The 15,080-nt window shown below is 71.0% G+C and carries 14 protein-coding genes and 2 pseudogenes; 3 read left to right on the top strand and 13 right to left on the bottom strand.

Annotated elements, in window-relative coordinates:
* The first annotated feature begins 16 nt into the window (after positions 1-16).
* Both thrH and AACH10_RS11365 read left to right on the top strand, forming a co-directional pair.
* Positions 17-643: a bifunctional phosphoserine phosphatase/homoserine phosphotransferase ThrH gene (thrH, locus tag AACH10_RS11370; RefSeq protein ID WP_341410527.1), complete on the top strand. Its 627-nt coding sequence runs from the start codon at positions 17-19 to the stop codon at positions 641-643.
* Between the two features lie 35 nt (positions 644-678).
* Positions 679-2,706 carry a peptidase U32 family protein gene (locus AACH10_RS11365; RefSeq protein WP_341410526.1) on the top strand — a complete coding sequence of 676 codons (2,028 nt, stop codon included), beginning with the start codon at positions 679-681 and terminating at the stop codon, positions 2,704-2,706.
* 48 nt (positions 2,707-2,754) lie between these two features.
* Here AACH10_RS11365 and AACH10_RS11360 read toward each other — a convergent pair whose 3' ends face one another.
* Positions 2,755-3,579, bottom strand: a complete 825-nt coding sequence (locus AACH10_RS11360; RefSeq protein ID WP_423228594.1) for a metal-dependent hydrolase — start codon at positions 3,577-3,579, stop codon at positions 2,755-2,757.
* 134 nt (positions 3,580-3,713) lie between these two features.
* Between AACH10_RS11360 and AACH10_RS11355 the strand changes: the two genes are divergently transcribed.
* Positions 3,714-4,274, top strand: coding sequence for a TetR/AcrR family transcriptional regulator (locus AACH10_RS11355; protein WP_341410524.1), 561 nt, complete (start codon positions 3,714-3,716; stop codon positions 4,272-4,274).
* Between the two features lie 60 nt (positions 4,275-4,334).
* On the opposite strand, the pseudogene AACH10_RS25355 reads toward AACH10_RS11355, so the two are convergent.
* From AACH10_RS25355 to AACH10_RS11300, 12 genes and pseudogenes are all read right to left on the bottom strand, one after another.
* Positions 4,335-4,421 (bottom strand): annotated as a pseudogene (locus tag AACH10_RS25355) (PEPxxWA-CTERM sorting domain-containing protein); the annotation flags it as partial.
* Between the two features lie 411 nt (positions 4,422-4,832).
* A pseudogene (locus AACH10_RS25350) lies at positions 4,833-5,465 on the bottom strand (trypsin-like serine peptidase); the annotation flags it as partial.
* A 322-nt stretch (positions 5,466-5,787) separates the two neighbouring features.
* A complete protein-coding gene (locus AACH10_RS11345) occupies positions 5,788-6,741 on the bottom strand; it encodes a sterol desaturase family protein (RefSeq protein ID WP_341410522.1) in 954 nt (317 codons plus the stop codon).
* The gene (locus AACH10_RS11340; RefSeq protein WP_341410521.1) at positions 6,741-7,553 is read right to left on the bottom strand and encodes a polysaccharide deacetylase family protein; all 813 of its coding nucleotides are present in this window, start codon (positions 7,551-7,553) and stop codon (positions 6,741-6,743) included. The genes AACH10_RS11345 and AACH10_RS11340 overlap by 1 nt, the downstream gene beginning before the upstream one ends.
* Entirely contained in the window at positions 7,537-8,502 is a 966-nt protein-coding gene (locus tag AACH10_RS11335; RefSeq protein WP_341410546.1) for a YVTN family beta-propeller repeat protein, read from the bottom strand. Before AACH10_RS11335 ends, AACH10_RS11340 begins: the two co-directional genes overlap by 17 nt.
* Positions 8,503-8,738: 236 nt before the next feature.
* Complete coding sequence (locus AACH10_RS11330) at positions 8,739-9,557, bottom strand: TIGR00266 family protein (RefSeq protein WP_341410520.1); 819 nt, start codon at positions 9,555-9,557, stop codon at positions 8,739-8,741.
* 47 nt (positions 9,558-9,604) lie between these two features.
* Positions 9,605-10,807 (bottom strand): MFS transporter, encoded by a 1,203-nt coding sequence (locus tag AACH10_RS11325; RefSeq protein WP_341410519.1) that lies wholly within the window; start codon positions 10,805-10,807, stop codon positions 9,605-9,607.
* Between the two features lie 2 nt (positions 10,808-10,809).
* Complete coding sequence (locus AACH10_RS11320; RefSeq protein WP_341410518.1) at positions 10,810-11,154, bottom strand: hypothetical protein; 345 nt, start codon at positions 11,152-11,154, stop codon at positions 10,810-10,812.
* A complete protein-coding gene (gene upp / locus AACH10_RS11315; protein ID WP_341410517.1) occupies positions 11,151-11,792 on the bottom strand; it encodes a uracil phosphoribosyltransferase in 642 nt (213 codons plus the stop codon). The genes AACH10_RS11320 and upp overlap by 4 nt, the downstream gene beginning before the upstream one ends.
* A 55-nt stretch (positions 11,793-11,847) precedes the next feature.
* Positions 11,848-12,597 (bottom strand): SIR2 family NAD-dependent protein deacylase, encoded by a 750-nt coding sequence (locus tag AACH10_RS11310; RefSeq protein WP_341410516.1) that lies wholly within the window; start codon positions 12,595-12,597, stop codon positions 11,848-11,850.
* 16 nt (positions 12,598-12,613) lie between these two features.
* On the bottom strand, positions 12,614-13,396 hold the full coding sequence (gene rlmB / locus AACH10_RS11305) for a 23S rRNA (guanosine(2251)-2'-O)-methyltransferase RlmB (RefSeq protein WP_341410515.1): 783 nt from the start codon (positions 13,394-13,396) through the stop codon (positions 12,614-12,616).
* The gene (locus AACH10_RS11300) at positions 13,393-15,075 is read right to left on the bottom strand and encodes a response regulator (protein ID WP_341410514.1); all 1,683 of its coding nucleotides are present in this window, start codon (positions 15,073-15,075) and stop codon (positions 13,393-13,395) included. Before AACH10_RS11300 ends, rlmB begins: the two co-directional genes overlap by 4 nt.
* Positions 15,076-15,080 lie beyond the last annotated feature (5 nt).

Below are 15,080 nucleotides of genomic sequence, written 5' to 3'. Positions count from 1 at the left end.
GCCAGGAGCCCCCGAAATGCAAGTCGTCTGCCTCGATCTCGAAGGTGTGTTGATCCCCGAGATCTGGATCGCGTTCGCCGAACGCACCGGCATCGCCGAATTCCGCCGCACCACCCGCGAAGAGCCCGACTACGACAAGCTGATGCGCTACCGCCTGGGCCTGCTGCGCCAGCACGGGCTCAAGCTCAAGGACATCCAGGACGTGATCGGCGGCATGGCCCCGATGGACGGCGCCAAGGACTTCCTCGACGAACTGCGCAGCCGCTTCCAGGTCATCATCCTGTCGGACACCTTCTACGAGTTCGCCGACCCGATGATGCGCCAGCTGGGCCGGCCCACCCTCTTCTGCCACAAGCTGGTGATCGACGCCGACGGCTTCGTGGCCGATTACAAGCTGCGCCAGCCCAACCAGAAGGCGCATGCCGTCAATGCGCTGAAGAGCCTGAACTTCCAGGTCATGGCTGCCGGCGACAGCTACAACGACACCGGCATGCTGGGCGCCGCCGACGCGGGCTTCTTCATCCACCCGCCCGAGAGCATCGTGGCGCAGTTCCCGCAGTTCCCGGTGAACCACAGCTATGCCGAACTGAAGGCCAACTTCGACGCGGCCTCGGCCCGCCTGCTGGCGCAGGTCAAGGCCTGATCGTTCCCGACCACGCGTGCTCCGGAGGGCTTGCCATGCGTGACCGCCTGCGCGAACTGGAACTGCTGGCCCCGGCGCGCGATGCCGACATCGCCATCGCCGCCATCGACCACGGGGCCGATGCGGTCTACATCGGCGGCCCCAGCTTCGGCGCACGCGAGAAGGCCGGCAACAGCGTGGCCGACATCGAGCGCGCGGTGCGCCATGCGCACCGCTTCGGCGCGCGCATCTTCGTCACGCTGAACACCATCCTGCGCGACGACGAGCTGGAAGACGCGCGCCGCCTGGTGTGGCAGCTGCACGGCGCCGGCGTGGACGCGCTGATCGTGCAGGACATGGGCCTGCTCGAGCTGGACCTGCCGCCGATGCAGCTGCACGCCAGCACGCAGACCGACATCCGCACGCCCGAGAAGGCGCGCTTCCTGCAGGACGTGGGCTTCAGCCAGATGGTGCTGGCGCGCGAGCTGACGCTGCCGCAGATCCAGGCCATCCGCGCCCAGGTGGACCGCGCGGTGATCGAGTTCTTCGTGCACGGCGCGCTGTGCGTGGCCTACTCGGGCCTGTGCAACATCAGCCATGCGCTCACCGGGCGCAGCGCCAACCGCGGCAGCTGCAGCCAGGAATGCCGCCAGGCCTATACCGTGACCGACGCGGCCGGCCACATCATCGCCCACGACAAGCATGTGCTGAGCCTGAAGGACAACGACCAGAGCGCCAACCTGCGCGCCCTGGTCGATGCCGGCGTGCGCAGCTTCAAGATCGAGGGCCGCTACAAGGACGTGGGTTACGTCAAGAACGTCACCGCGCACTACCGCCGGCTGCTCGACGAGATCCTCGACGGCCAGAAGCCGCGCGACGGCCGCGGCCTGCGCGCGGCCTCCAGCGGCCGCACCACGCTGTTCTTCACGCCCGACCCCGAGCGCAACTTCAACCGCGGCGCCACCGACTACTTCGTCACCGGCCGCAAGGAAGACATCGGCGCCTTCGACACGCCCAAGTACGCCGGCCTGCCGCTGGGCGAGGTGACCGCCACCGGGCCCGAGCATGTGGACGTGCAGCTGGCCGACGGCGTGGGCGCACTGGCCAACGGCGACGGCCTGACCTGGTGGGACCTGCAGGGCGAACTCAACGGCGTGCAGGCCAACACCGCCCGCCCGCTGGACGGTGACGCCGCCACCGCGCGCCGCTGGCGCGTGATGCCCAACGAGCCGGTGGCCGAGCTGAAGGACCTGAGGCGCGGCACCACGCTGTACCGCAACCGCGAGATGGCCTGGGACCGCACGCTCGACAGCAAGACCGCCGAGCGCCGCATCGCCGTTGACCTGCGCCTGGACGAGACCGGCGACGGCCTGCTGCTCACACTCACCGACGAGGATGGCCATGTCGGCCAGGCCGAGCTGGCCACCGCGCTGCAGCCGGCGCGCGACGCCGCCCGCGCCGAGGCCACGCTGCGCGAGGCCATCGCCAAGCTGGGCACCACGATCTTCGCGGCACGCGAGGTGGAGCTGGCCACCACCGAACCGTGGTTCGTGCCGGTGGGCGCGCTGAACCAGTTGCGCCGCGACGCCGTGGCGGCGCTGGAAGCCGCCCGCGCCGCCGCCTGGCAGCCGCTGCCGCGCGCCGTGCCGGTGGCGCCGCCCGTGCCCTACCCCGAGGACACGATCAGCTACCTGGCCAACGTCTACAACCACAAGGCGCGCGATTTCTACGCGCGCCACGGCGTGCAGGTCATCGAGTCGGCCTATGAGAGCCACGAGGTGCTGGGCGAGGCCAGCCTGATGGTCACCAAGCACTGCGTGCGCTTCTCCTTGAGCCTGTGCCCCAAGCAGGCCAAGGGCGTGACCGGCGTGCAGGGCACGATCCGCGCCGAGCCGCTGGTGCTCAAGCATGGCAATGACCTGCTGACGCTGCGCTTCGACTGCAAGCCCTGCGAGATGCACGTGGTGGGCCGCATGCAGCCGCATGTGCTGCGCGAGGCCACGGCGCAGTTGCAGGCCGCCCAAGCGCAGGCGGTGCCGATGCAGTTCTACCGCTCGCGCCCGGCGCCGGCCGCGCGGCGCTGAACAGCGCGTCGGCGGGCCGGGCGCCGGTTCAGGTGCACTCAGGCGCGGTCAGGCCGCCCTGCCCACCAGCGTGAAGCGGTCGGCGTTGTCACGCAGCCAGTCCAGCCCGGCCTGCCCGCCGTGCTCGGCCGGGTGGAAATCGGCCTGCAGGTAGGCCCGCCAGGGCCCGTACATCTGCGGCACCAGGCCACCGCGCCCGAACAGCACGCGCCAGCCGCTCACCCAGGTGGACGGCCGCCACCAGGTGCCGTCGTGCCACAGGTTGTTGACCGTCTGGCGCAGCGCGTCGCAGACGAAGTTGAACGACACCACGCGGAAGATGCGCAGCCGCCATTCCTCGTTGCCGCCGAGCGCGCGGTAGAGCTCGAAGGCTGTGCTGCGGTGCTCGCTCTCCTCGCTGGCATGCCAGCGCCACAGCAGCGCCATGCGCGGGTCTGCGCCCGCCAGCGGCTCGTCGCGGGCCAGCAGGTACTCGGCCAGGATGGCGGTGAAATGCTCGGCCGCCGCCGTAACCGCCAGGTGCAGGCGCACATCCTTGCCGTCCAGCCGCGCCAACCGGCGGCGCGAGCGCGGCTCCCAGTGGTTCTTCAGGCCCTGTTGTTCGAGTTGCGCGTTGTACAGGCTGTGCAGGCGGCGGTGCGTGGCCTCCTGGCCGATGAAGCCCTTGACCTCGGCCTCGAACGGCGCGCGCTGCGCCTCGGGCAGGGTCTGCAGCCCGGCGCGCACCGAATCGATGAAGAACTGCTCACCGAACGGAAAACTCATCGACAGCGCATTGAAGAACGCGCTGCGAAAGGGGTCACCGCCGTTCCAGTGACGCGCGAACGGCGTTTCCAGGTCCACCAGCAGGCGGCGTACGGGCAGGTCGGTCATCATGGCCGGCGCTCCGGGTGTGGGATCAAACAATGGTACCAGCGGGTACCGAACCAGGCCAGATGGTGGACCCGGGTGTTTCCCCAGGCACGGGCGGCGCGGCGGCCAGGGGCCGCATGGCATCATGCCCTGCGATGGCCGATTCCAATCCTGACCACCGCCACCGCCTGCTTGAGGCCATGGCCCGCAGCGTGGCCGCCAAGGGCTATGCCGCAGTCACCATTGCCGACCTGGCGGCCGAGGCCCGCGTCTCCAAGCGCAGCTTTTACGAGCATTTCAGCGACAAGGCCGAGTGCTTCGCCGCGCTGTACGAGGCGGCCAGCCTGAACTCGCTGCGCGTGCTGCGCGAGGCGCTGGATGTGCAGCGCGACTGGCATGCCCAGGTCGAGCAGGCCCTGGCAGCCTACCTGGGCCACCTGGCCGGCAACCCGGCGCTGCTGGCCACGCTGTTCATCGACATCATGGCGCTGGGCCCGGGTGGCCTGGCCGCACGGCGGCGCAGCACGCAGCGCTTTGCCGACTTCATCGTCGCGGTGGCCGGCCCCGCCCTCGGGCGCGAGCAGGCCGTGGCCATCGTCGGCGGCATCCACGAGTGGGTGCTCGAGGCGGTGGAGGCCGGCCAGATCGAGCGCCTGCCCGCGCTGGCCGGCCCCGGTGCGCGCCTGGTGCGCGCGGTGATCGACGGCCAGCCCTGAGCAGCAGAGGCCCGGCCATCGCGCCGGGCCTGGCGGCCCGGCGCATTCAGGCCGCGCCGGTCAGCGCGGCGCGCGGCGACGGGCCAGCATGCCCACCAGGCCCAGGCCGGCCAGCATCAGTGCGTAGGTCTCGGGCTCCGGCACCATCTGCGCCATGCCCAGCGTGCTGCTCTGGATGAAGTCGCCGTAGGCCGACAGCACCATGCCGCCGAAATAGGTGCCGTAGGTGCCCGACACCTGGTCGGGCCAGTTGCCGCCGAAGGTGTTGTTGCCGAACAGCATCCACTGACCATTGCGCTGGATGAACGACGGGCCGCCCGAGTCGCCGCCACCGATGTTGCCTTCCACGCCGGTGGGCAGGTACCCGACGTTGGACAGGCCCAGCTGCCGCCAGGTGTCCTGGCGCTGACCACGGTAGTCCACGCCATCGAAGTCGGCGTACCAGACCTCGGCCGCGCCGGCAGCGAAGCCCTGCTCGTCGTCCAGGTCGTACAGGTCGGCGGTGTTCTTGGCCACCTTCTTGACGTAATAGTTGGCGGTGCCGCTGACATGGCCGACCTGGCCGGTGCCCGAGGTGCCGTAACCCACCATGGTGATCAACTCACCTTCCTGCGGCGCGCCGTTGTAGATGCCGTAGATCTTGGCGGCGGTGGGCGCCTTCTCGGACAACGTGATGATCGCCAGGTCGTCGTTCAGGCAGCCCGACGTGCCGTCCGGGCACACGTTGAAGCCCATGTACGCGTCATTCATGCGGTAGGCCTGGGCCGCGATGCGCGTGGTGCCTGCCAGGTTGCTGGTCGGGTTGTTGAAGTTGAAGTTGACGGCCAGCGTGTCGACGCCGCCGCTGAGGTTCATGCCCTTGCCGTCGTCGGCCTTGTCCACGCAATGCGCGGCGGTGAGCACGTGCCAGGGCGAGATCAGCGCGCCCGAGCAGATGTAGGCCGCTGCGGCCGAGGTGCCCGCATCGAACACCGTGCGCACGCTGACCACGCCGCTGAAGGGCGAGGTCGGCACGTTGGCATCGACCAGGCGCGACGCCACGTAGGCGCCGTTGCCGGCCAGCACCAGCCGCGTGTTGTCGGCGCCGGTGGCTGCCAGCTGGCTGGCCACACTCTGCGCCTGCACGGCCCCGGTGGCACCCAACAGCAACGCGGCCGCGAGGGCAACACGGGACAGGGACTTGTTGGACATGTAGAGACTCCGTTCAATCGTGGTGGTGGATGACCGCGACGGCACTCTTGTGAAGTGCCATCGTCCCGGTCGCGGGGCCATGTCGGCATGCCGCCTCGCCGGCCGTTCGATCGGTCATTCGATCGGCCGGGCCAGGCGCCCGCAACGGGAGGCCGGAGGCTATGCAAGGACAGGACCCGCCGCACCGCGTGGATTCCCGCAGCCCCTGTGTCCCGTGTGTGAACGGATCGAAAATCTTCTGCAAAGACAGGCACTTGCGATCACCCGGACCGCCCCCCCGGAACGAGGGGCCGCCGGTTCGCAGGCGCAGCCGGGCGCCGGTTCAGCCCCGGCCGACCAGGCGCCGCAGGCCCAGCCACTGCTGGGCCCAGAAGCCGTGGCCGTAGTCGCGGCCTTCCAGCTGGTCGCGGATGCCGGTGGGCTGCAGCGGCGCGTCGAAGCGCGCGGTGCCGAACACGATGTCCCACACCGGGAACAGCACGGCGAAGTTGCAGCCGCCCAGGGTGCCGGCGCCGGCCGATTCATGACCCAGGCCGATGGCGTGGTGGCGACGGTGGTAGTCGGGGCCGACGATCAGCCGGCCCAGCACCGGGCCGAAGCCGAGGCGCACATTGGCATGCGACAGGCTCTCCACCAGCTGCGTCACCGCCACCAGCGCGATGAACTGGCCCGGCGGCACGCCCACCGCGAAGGCCAGCAGCACGAACACGCCGTCGCGCAGCAGGTCGTCGAGCAGGTGGTTGCGGTTGTCGGTCCACATCGTCATCTGCCGCTGGCTGTGGTGCACCGCGTGCAGCTGCCACCACCAGTTCAGGCCATGCTGGATGCGGTGGTACCCGTAGTCGACGAAGTCGAACAGCAGCAGGTACAGGCAGAAGCTGACCAGCGGCCGGTCGGTCAGGCCCGGCCACAGGTGGTCGAGCTCCAGACCCATCACGCCATGCAGGCTGGCCTGGCCGCGAGCCCAGTCCCACAGCGGGTCGATGCTGAAGAACAGCACCAGACGCACCAGGCCCAGGCGGTGGATCAGCGTGTAGACGATGTCGGTGCGCACCGCCGCGCGGTCGGTCACCGGCTCCAGCGGACGCCAGCGTTCCAGCGTGCGCAGCACCGCCAGCATCACGGCGATCTGCAGCACGCCCACCATCAGCCAGGCCGTGGCCCGGAAGCCGTCGGACAGCAGGTTGCCCAGGCCCAGCGTGAACATCAGCGGCTGCACCGCGTGCTCGAACAGCCAGCCCTGGGCGGCGTCAAAGAGGTCGGTGAGGCTGCCCATCAACGGGTCTCCGGTGGCGCGGCGGCGCGGCCCAGCGTGGGGTGATCGCGCAAGGTGGCAAAGCAGAAGCCCCGGGCCTTCAGGCCCTCGATCAGTGGCTCCAGCACGGCCGGCGCCCAAGGCTCGCGCCGCGACCAGATGCCCAGGTGGGCCACCAGGATGTCGCCCGCGCGGATGCCGGCCAGTGCGCGCTGCAGCAGCTGCGCATTGGGATAGCGCTCGCTGGGCAGCTCATCGCCCAGAAAGCCGGCCGGCGCCCAGCCGACATGGGTGTAGCCGCAGGCCTGGGCCGCGGCCAGCAGGGCCGGCGAGGTCTTGCCGCCCGGCGCGCGGAACAGCGGCAGCATGGCTTGGCCGGTCATGGCCTGGAAGCGCGCCGCCGGGCGCTTGAGCTCGGCGCAGTAGGCCGCCGGCGTGAGGCGCACACGCTGGCCGGCCTGCGGACCCATCGACGGCCGGGTGTCGAAGCCGCCATCACCGCCGGCCGCATGATCGGCCAGCCAGCTGTGGTGGTCCCAGGTGTGGGTGCCGAAGGCATGGCCCTCGGCGGCACGGGCGCGCCACCAGGGTGCCCAGTGGTCGTCCAGGCTCCAGCCGCCGGTCTGGGTGCGCTCGTTGGCCAGGAAGAAGGTGGCCTTGACCTGCTGGCGCTCGAGCACGTCGGCGATCAACTCGGCCACGCCCATGTGGCCAGTGTCGAAGGTCAGGTAGAGCGGCTTGTCACAGGACGGCGCGGCCTGTATCGCCTGGCCGGCAAACAAGGCCAGGGCCACACAGGCTGCACGCAGCGGGAAATCAGATCCTGGAGGCATGGTTCAGCGTCCAGATGCCGTGCGGCGAGCGCCCCACGCTCACCTGCCGCAGCACCTTGCGCGCCTCCACGTCGATGACGCTCATCTTGCCGGCCCAGCGCGAGCTCAGCAGCAGGGTCTTGCCGTCGGCCAGCAGTTCCATGCAGTCGGGGCCGCTGGGGCCCGGCAGCTCGGCCACCACGCGCACGGCCTGGGTGTCGATCATGCTGATGGTGTTGGCCACGCGGTTGCTGACGAACAGGTGCTTGCCGTCGCCGCGCGAGCGGAAGGCGTGCGCGCCATCACCCGTGGGCAGGCGCTGCAGCAGGCGCGCCGGCGAGACGGTGAGGTCGTAGATCTCCACCACCTTGTCGCCGGTGAGGCCGACGAACAGGCGCTTGTCGTCGGGCGTCAGGTAGACGTCGGCCGGCATCTTGCCGGTCTTGACCTTCCAGCGCACCGCCTGGGTGGCCAGGTCGATGGCGATCAGCTCGTCGCTGTCCTGCAGGCTGCTGTAGACCACCGTGCTCTTGCTGTCGATGGTCAGGTGGCTGGGCGTCTTGGGCGCGGCGATGCGCTTGGCCAGCTTCAGCGGCTGGGCCGTGTCGGCCGGCTCCCAGCGGTACAGGTCGATGTGGTCGAGCCGGTTGGCCGCCGTGACGAACCACTTCATGTCGGGCGAGAAGCGCAGCTGGTACGGATCGACGATGCCGGTCAGCGTGCGCTGCACCTCGGCCGTGACCGGATCGACGAAGGTCAGCGAGTTGGACAGCGCATTGGCCACCAGCAGGCTCTTCTCGTCCGGCGTCAGGTACAGGTGGTGCGGCTCCTTGCCGGTGGGGATGCGCTTGCGCTCGGTGAACGTGGCCTGGTCGATCACGCTGATCGTCGCGTCCAGCGAGTTCAGCACGAAGATCGGGTGCAGCCCCGGCGGCGGCGCGGCCTGCGCCTCGGCACCCCAGGGCGCCAGCGCGGCGCCAACGGCGGGCGCCAGGCCCAGCGAGAGCGCCTGGCGGCGCGACAGAAGAGCAGGAAGACGGGACGGATGGCTGGGGTTCACGGCAGGCGGGCGGCCGACCCGCAGCCGCCCTGCGCCAGGGCGTCGCCCGGGTCGAGATTCAGGCAGCCCGGTAGTTTAGGTGGACAGCCCGGCCGCGCCGGCGCTGTGTGATTGTTCCAGCGCAGATCCGGGCCGCCCCGGCGGCGTCATTCGTCGTCGCCACCGCCCAGGATGCCACCCAGCAGGCCGCCGCCGGCCACGCCGGTGAGCACCGAGCCCTGCTCGCGCGAGCCGCCGTTCTGCGGCGCGGCCGCGAACACGCGGCTGGCCAGGCGGCTGAACGGCAGGCTCTGCAGCCACACCGTGCCCGGCCCGGTGAGCTTGGCGAAGAACAGGCCCTCGCCGCCGAACAGCGCCGTCTTGATCTTGCCGACGTACTGGATCTCGAAGTTGACGTTGGGCGTGAAAGCCACCACGCAGCCGGTGTCGACCATCAGCGTCTGGCCCGGCTGCAGCTCGCGCCGCACCACGGTGCCGCCGGCATGCACGAAGGCCAGGCCGTCGCCCTCGAGCTTCTGCATGATGAAGCCCTCTCCGCCGAAGAAGCCCACCGACAGCTTCTGCTGGAAGTAGATGCCCAGGCTGACGCCCCGCGCCGCGCACAGGAAGCTGTCCTTCTGGCACACCAGCATGCCGCCCAGCTGGCGCAGGTCCATCGGGATGATCTTGCCGGGATACGGCGCACTGAAGGCCACGCGCTGCTTCTGCGCCGCATGGTTGGTGTAGACCGTGGTGAACAGCGATTCGCCGGTGATCAGGCGCTTGCCGGCGCCCAGCAGCTTGCCGAAGAAGCCGCCGCCGCCCTGGTTGCTGCCGTCACCGAAGACGGTGTCCATGCCGACGCCGGCATCCATGAAGAACAGGCTGCCGGCCTCGCCGACGGCGGCCTCGCCGGGGTCGAGCTCGACCTCGACGAACTGCATCTCCGAACCCTTGATCTCGTAGTCGACGACATCCATGGCCATGACGATTGCTCCTTGAGACGGAAAAAAACGGCGCGATGCTACCCAAGTCAGATGGCTTTGCGCGGCCCGGGCCGCCAGAAGCCCGCCAGCGCCACGGCGATCAGCACCGCCGCCAGCCCCCAGCGCGGCTGCCAGGCCAGCGCCTGGCCCACCAGGATGGGCGAGAGCAGCCCGCCCAGCGTGTAGGCCAGCACCAGCACGGCCGTGGCCTGCACCAGCGCCGGGCCGTGGCCGGCATCGGCATGCAGGTGGCCGATCTCGGTCATCGCCAGTGTGTAGAGGCCCGCGCCGGCCGCGCCCCACAGCAGCACCACCGGCCAGGCCAGCCAGCCACCGCCCGGCATGGCCACCCAGGGCACGGCCAGCGCACCCGCCAGGCACAGGCCCACGCCGATGCGGCGCAGGCGCTCGCGCGGCAAGCGGTCGGCCAGTTCGCCCACCGGCGCGGCGGCCAGCGTGCTGCCCAGGCCCGACAGGGTGACCAGCAGCGCCGCGGCCGCCTCGCTCCAGCCCAGGCTCAGGCCCCACAGCGGCAGCGCGCCCGACAGGCCGGCCTCGAAGAAGCCGCCCACCAGGCCGGTGACCATCACCACCGGCGCCGCGCGCACGGCGGCCAGCAGGCCGGGCGATGCGGCCGCAGTGCCCTCCCCGGCCGCGCCCTCGGGCGCCGCGCCGAGCTCAGGCGCCCGGATGAAGGCCAGCAGCGCCAGGCTCAGCGCGCACAGGCCCCAGACGATCCAGCCGATCTGGTGCAACGTGACACCGCGCGACAGCGCCGCCGCCAGCAGTGCCGGGCCCAGCATGAAGGTGCCGCCGATCAGCGTGGAGAACAGGCCCATCACGCGGCCGCGCCGCTCGGGCGGTGCCAGCCGGGCGATCAGCGCCTCACTGAGCACCCAGCGCAGCGCGCCGGCCATGCCCGACACCGCGTTCAGCAGCGCCCAGCCGGGCACGCTGTCGGTGAGCTGGATGGCGGCGGTGGTCAGCACCGGCAGGCCGCCGCTGAGCAGCAGCGCGCGGCTGGTGCCCAGGCGCTGCACCAGGCGCGTGGCCAAGGGCGTGACCAGCAGCACGCCCAGCCAGCCGCTGGCCGCGAACAGGCCCGACAGCGCCGTGCCCAGCCCGCGTGCCTGCAGCTGGAACAGCAGCAGCGGCCCGAAGACGAAGATCGCCGTCAGCTCGACGAAGGTGGCGGCGAACAGCAGCGCCAGGCTGCGCCGGTGCGCGCCGGCGCCCATGGAGGCGGTCACGCTCAGCGCGGGCTCTCGTAGAACACCCAGTTGGTGCCCTGGTTGCTGACCTCGAAGTACACGCGCTTCTCGTCGGCGTCGGCCACGCCGTTGAGGTTCTCGTCCAGCACGCCGTAGCCGTAGCGGTAGTTGCGCGGCGTGCCGTCCTCGGTGCCGTAGGCGGTGGAGAGCTTGTCGATCTTCAGGAAGCGCTTGACGACCTTGTCGCCGCCGTAGACCTCCAGCACGCCGTTGGTGCCGGTCCAGTTCTGGATGCTGCGGCGGATCTCGTTCTGCTTCTCCTGCGTGCAACCCACGGCCAGCACGGCGGTGGCGGCCAGGCCGGCGAGCGCCACGCCTCGCCTCATCGCGTGCCCTCGTCCTTGGTGCCGAAGATCTTGTCGCCGGCGTCGCCCAGGCCCGGGATGATGTAGCCGATCTCGTTGAGGTGGCTGTCGATGGCCGCCGTCCAGCAGCGCACCTCGGGGTGGGCGGCGTTCAGCGCGGCGATGCCCTCGGGCGCGGCCACCAGCACCAGCGCGCGGATGTCCTTGCAGCCGCGGGCCTTGAGCAGGCTGATGGTGGCGATCATCGAGCCGGCGGTGGCCAGCATCGGGTCGATGATGATGGCGGTGCGCTCGTCGAGCTGACCGACGAACTTCTCGAAGTAGTTCACCGGCTGCAGCGTCTCGTGGTCGCGCGCCAGGCCCACCACGCTGACCTTGGCGTTGGGCACCAGGTCGAGCACGCCGTCCAGCATGCCCAATCCCGCACGCAGGATGGGCACCACCGTCACCTTGCGGCCGGCGATCTGCTCCACCTCGGTGGGGCCGCTCCAGCATTCGATGGTGGTCTTCTCGATCGGGAAGTCGGCCGTGGCCTCGTAGGCCAGCAGACGCGCCAGCTCGTGCGTGAGCTCGCGGAACTTCTTGGTGGAGATGTCGGCCTCGCGCAGCAGGCCGATCTTGTGGCGCACGAGCGGGTGTTGGACGGCGATGACAGGCATGGCAGTGTGAGGTGGGTCAGCGGTGTGCGCCCAGTGTAGCCAGCGCCCGGCCGGCTCAGAGCCCGTCGAGCAGCGCCGGCAGCAGCGTGGCCGCGGTGCCGCGCAGGCACTGGTCGGCCTCGTCGTCGACCTCGCTGGCCTCGGGGTTCAGGATGGCCACCCAGGCACCGGCGCGGTGCGCCCGCGCCACCAGGCCGGCGGCCGGCCACACCGCGCCCGAGGTGCCCACCACCAGCAGCACGGCGGCGGCATCGACGGCCCGCTGCGCGGCGTCGAACACCGCCAGCGGCAGCGGTTCGCCGAACCACACCACGTCGGGGCGCACCAGGTTGCCGCAGCGCTCGCAGTGCGGCGGGCTGCCAGCCAGCGCCCAGTCGGGGTGGCAGCCCGGATCGCGCCGGCAGCGATCGAGCCAGCGCTCACCCAGGACGTCGCCATGCAGGCGCAGCGCGTCGGTGTTGCCGGCGCGCTGGTGCAGGTCGTCCACGTTCTGCGTGATCACCGTCAGCCGGCCGGGGTGGCGCTGCGCATAGGCGCCCAGCGCCCGATGGCCGGCGTTGGGCTGGGCGGCACGCACGCCGGCGCGGCGCTCGGCGTACCAGTCCCACACACGGGCCGGATCGGCGCGAAAGCCGGCCTCGCTGGCCAGCTGCATCGGATCGAAGCGCGACCACAGGCCGCTCATCGCATCGCGGAAGGTGGCAATGCCGCTCTCGGCGCTCATGCCGGCGCCGCTGAGCACGCACCAGCGCGGCGCCGCCGCCAGGCGTTCGCGCAGCGTGGCGAGGGCCTCGGCATGGGCCATCGCGCGTCAGGCCGGGTCAGGCCGCATCACCGGCCGCATCACCGGCCACATCGTTGCCGGCCTCGGCCGCGCGGCGCTGCCGCAGCGCCTCGTACAGACACACGCCGGCCGCCACCGAGACATTCAGGCTCTCCACCGCCCCGCTCATCGGGATGCTGACCAGCACGTCGCAGGTCTTGCGCGTGAGCTGGCGCATGCCCGGCCCCTCGGCGCCCATCACCAGGCACACCGGGCCGGTGAGGTCCAGGTCGTACAGCGTCTGCTCGGCGTCGTCGGACAGGCCGACGATGCGGATGTCGCGCTCCTTCAGCTCGTTCAGGCTGCGCGCCAGGTTGGTGACCATCAGGTAGGGCATGGTCTCGGCCGCGCCGCTGGCCACCTTGGCCACCGTGGCGTTCAGGCCCACGGCATGGTCCTTCGGGGCGATCACGGCATGCGCGCCCGCGCCGTCGGCCACGCGCAGCACGGCGCCCAGGTTGTGCGGATCGGTCACGCCGTCCAGCGCCAGCACCAGCGGCGCGCCGGCCACGCCGTCCATCACGTCGTCCAGCGAGTGGCTGCGCGCCACCGCCTTGACACGCGCCACCACGCCCTGGTGGCGCGGGCTGCCGGCCAGCTTGATCAGCCGCCCGTCGTCGCTGTCGACGATCTTGGCGCCGGCGGCCTGGGCCCGCTCGACGAACTGGCGCATGCGCGCGTCGCGCCGGCTGGCATCGACATGGATCTCGACGATGGATTGCGGGGCGGTCTTCAACCGCACGGTGACGGCATGGAAGCCGAACAGGACCTGGGCACTCATGGGGCGACTGTACCGGCTGCCGCCGCGTCGCCGCCCGGCACCACGGTGTCGGGACGGGCGGCGGCCTGCAGCGAGCGCGCGTCGTCGATGCGTGCGATGCGCACCTGGGCGCCGTAGCTGCGGTAGGTATCGTGCAGGTGCTGCAGCCGCGCCAGCAGCGCATCGGCCTGCGGGATGGCGCTGCCGTGGCGGCGCACCGTCTGCATCGCCAGGTCCATCAGCTTGGCGTTGAGCGAGCGCTCGGCGGCACTGAGCAGGATGCTGGCCGCAGCCGCCGGCTCGCCGGCCACGGTGCGCGCCACCGCCTGCTCGGCGATGCCGTTGATGCGCTCGAACTCGTCGCGCACCGCGTCCATCAACTCGGGCCGGGCGCGCACGGTGGCACACAGCAGGTCACACGTGGTGCGCGAGACCGCGAAGCGCGCGCCCAGCTGTGCCACCTTCTCGGGCAGCTCGGCCAGGTGCAGCTCGCTGCTGTCCAGCCGGGCCAGCACCATCATCAGGTTGCAGGCGGCTTCGAACTCGAAGTCGGGCGCGTCGATCTCGGCCAGCAGGCCGCGCACCTCGGCCACGGCCTCGACCACGCGCCGCTCCAGCAGCGCCAGGAAGATCGACACCACCGCCTCGAAGCGGCGCAGCCGCGCGCTCTGCGGTGCCTGCGCGCGCGAGCGGCGCAGCATGTTCAGCGCCAGCGCCAGTCCGCGGGCGTCGCCGCGGTCGAACTGGATCGTGGCCAGCAGCGTCAGCCCCTGCAGATCGAACACCTTGGACGCGATGCCCAGCTTGACCGCCTGCATCAGCGCGATCGCGGCCTCCTTCACGTCGCCGAAGTAGAACTGCAGCAGCCCCAGCTTGACGAGCCGCGCCACGCTGTTGGGCGTGAGCTTGCTGGCCTGGCGCAGCGTGGCGATGGCGGCGGCCGTGTCGCCCTGCTCGAACTGCACGCGGCCCATCACGTCGTAGGCGTCGGTGTAGCCGGGTTGGTCGCCGATCAGCCCTTCCAGCGTGCGCCGCGCCTGGAACACCGAGCCGGCTTCGGTCTGCGCCCGCGCCAGGCCCAGCCGCGCCCAGGGCAGCGCGCCGTTGGCCACCACCGCCTCCAGCAGTCGCGCCGAGTCGGCCGGCCGGCCCAGGCGCAGCCACAGGTCGGCGGCGATTCGTGCGGCCTGCAGCCAGGCGATGCCGCGCTCGTCGGCTCGCGCCTGGGCCAGCTCGGCCGCCTGCTGGAACTGCTTGTCGGCGATCAGCGCGAACACGTCGGCCAGCGCGCGCTTGCGCTCGCGTGCCTGGGTCAGGCGCACGCGCAGGGCCTCGGCCGTGTGCGGCTTGAGCAGGTAGGCGTCCAGTGCCACCTCGGCGGCCTCGGCCACATGGCCGTAGTCGGCCTCGCCCGAGATCATCACCACCACCGTGTGCAGCGGCAGGATGCCCGATTGGCGCAGGTCGTCCATCAGTTCCTGGCCGCTCATGCCCTCGCCGGGAAAGTGGTAGTCGCACAGCACGATGTCGAAGGGCCGGATCTCGAGCATGCCGCGCGCGTCCTGCGGCCGCACCGCCTGCTCGATGCGCTTGACGCCGAACTCGCGCAGCATGTTCACCAACGTGCGGCGCGAGCTGGGGTTGGCGTCCACCACCAGCGCCAGGGCCTGGTCGATGTCGGTGTCCAGCGGCTTGCTCATACCGG

Source organism: Pseudaquabacterium inlustre, assembly GCF_038066595.1.
In the GTDB taxonomy this organism is placed as follows: Bacteria; Pseudomonadota; Gammaproteobacteria; order Burkholderiales; family Burkholderiaceae_C; genus Pseudaquabacterium; species Pseudaquabacterium inlustre.
The sequence above is the reverse complement of the archived record's forward strand: the minus strand, read 5'-3'. Positions and strand labels throughout refer to the sequence as shown.

What these genes read in the sequence shown, in the direction of transcription:
- thrH (WP_341410527.1), top strand. Translation starts at nt 17, where the DNA reads ATGCAAGTCGTCTGCCTCGATCTCGAAGGTGTGTTGATCCCCGAGATC.
- AACH10_RS11365 (WP_341410526.1), top strand. Translation starts at nt 679, where the DNA reads ATGCGTGACCGCCTGCGCGAACTGGAACTGCTGGCCCCGGCGCGCGAT.
- AACH10_RS11360 (WP_423228594.1), bottom strand. Translation starts at nt 3,579, where the DNA reads ATGACCGACCTGCCCGTACGCCGCCTGCTGGTGGACCTGGAAACGCCG.
- AACH10_RS11355 (WP_341410524.1), top strand. Translation starts at nt 3,714, where the DNA reads ATGGCCGATTCCAATCCTGACCACCGCCACCGCCTGCTTGAGGCCATG.
- AACH10_RS11345 (WP_341410522.1), bottom strand. Translation starts at nt 6,741, where the DNA reads ATGGGCAGCCTCACCGACCTCTTTGACGCCGCCCAGGGCTGGCTGTTC.
- AACH10_RS11340 (WP_341410521.1), bottom strand. Translation starts at nt 7,553, where the DNA reads ATGCCTCCAGGATCTGATTTCCCGCTGCGTGCAGCCTGTGTGGCCCTG.
- AACH10_RS11330 (WP_341410520.1), bottom strand. Translation starts at nt 9,557, where the DNA reads ATGGCCATGGATGTCGTCGACTACGAGATCAAGGGTTCGGAGATGCAG.
- AACH10_RS11320 (WP_341410518.1), bottom strand. Translation starts at nt 11,154, where the DNA reads ATGAGGCGAGGCGTGGCGCTCGCCGGCCTGGCCGCCACCGCCGTGCTG.
- upp (WP_341410517.1), bottom strand. Translation starts at nt 11,792, where the DNA reads ATGCCTGTCATCGCCGTCCAACACCCGCTCGTGCGCCACAAGATCGGC.
- AACH10_RS11310 (WP_341410516.1), bottom strand. Translation starts at nt 12,597, where the DNA reads ATGGCCCATGCCGAGGCCCTCGCCACGCTGCGCGAACGCCTGGCGGCG.
- rlmB (WP_341410515.1), bottom strand. Translation starts at nt 13,396, where the DNA reads ATGAGTGCCCAGGTCCTGTTCGGCTTCCATGCCGTCACCGTGCGGTTG.
- AACH10_RS11300 (WP_341410514.1), bottom strand. Translation starts at nt 15,075, where the DNA reads ATGAGCAAGCCGCTGGACACCGACATCGACCAGGCCCTGGCGCTGGTG.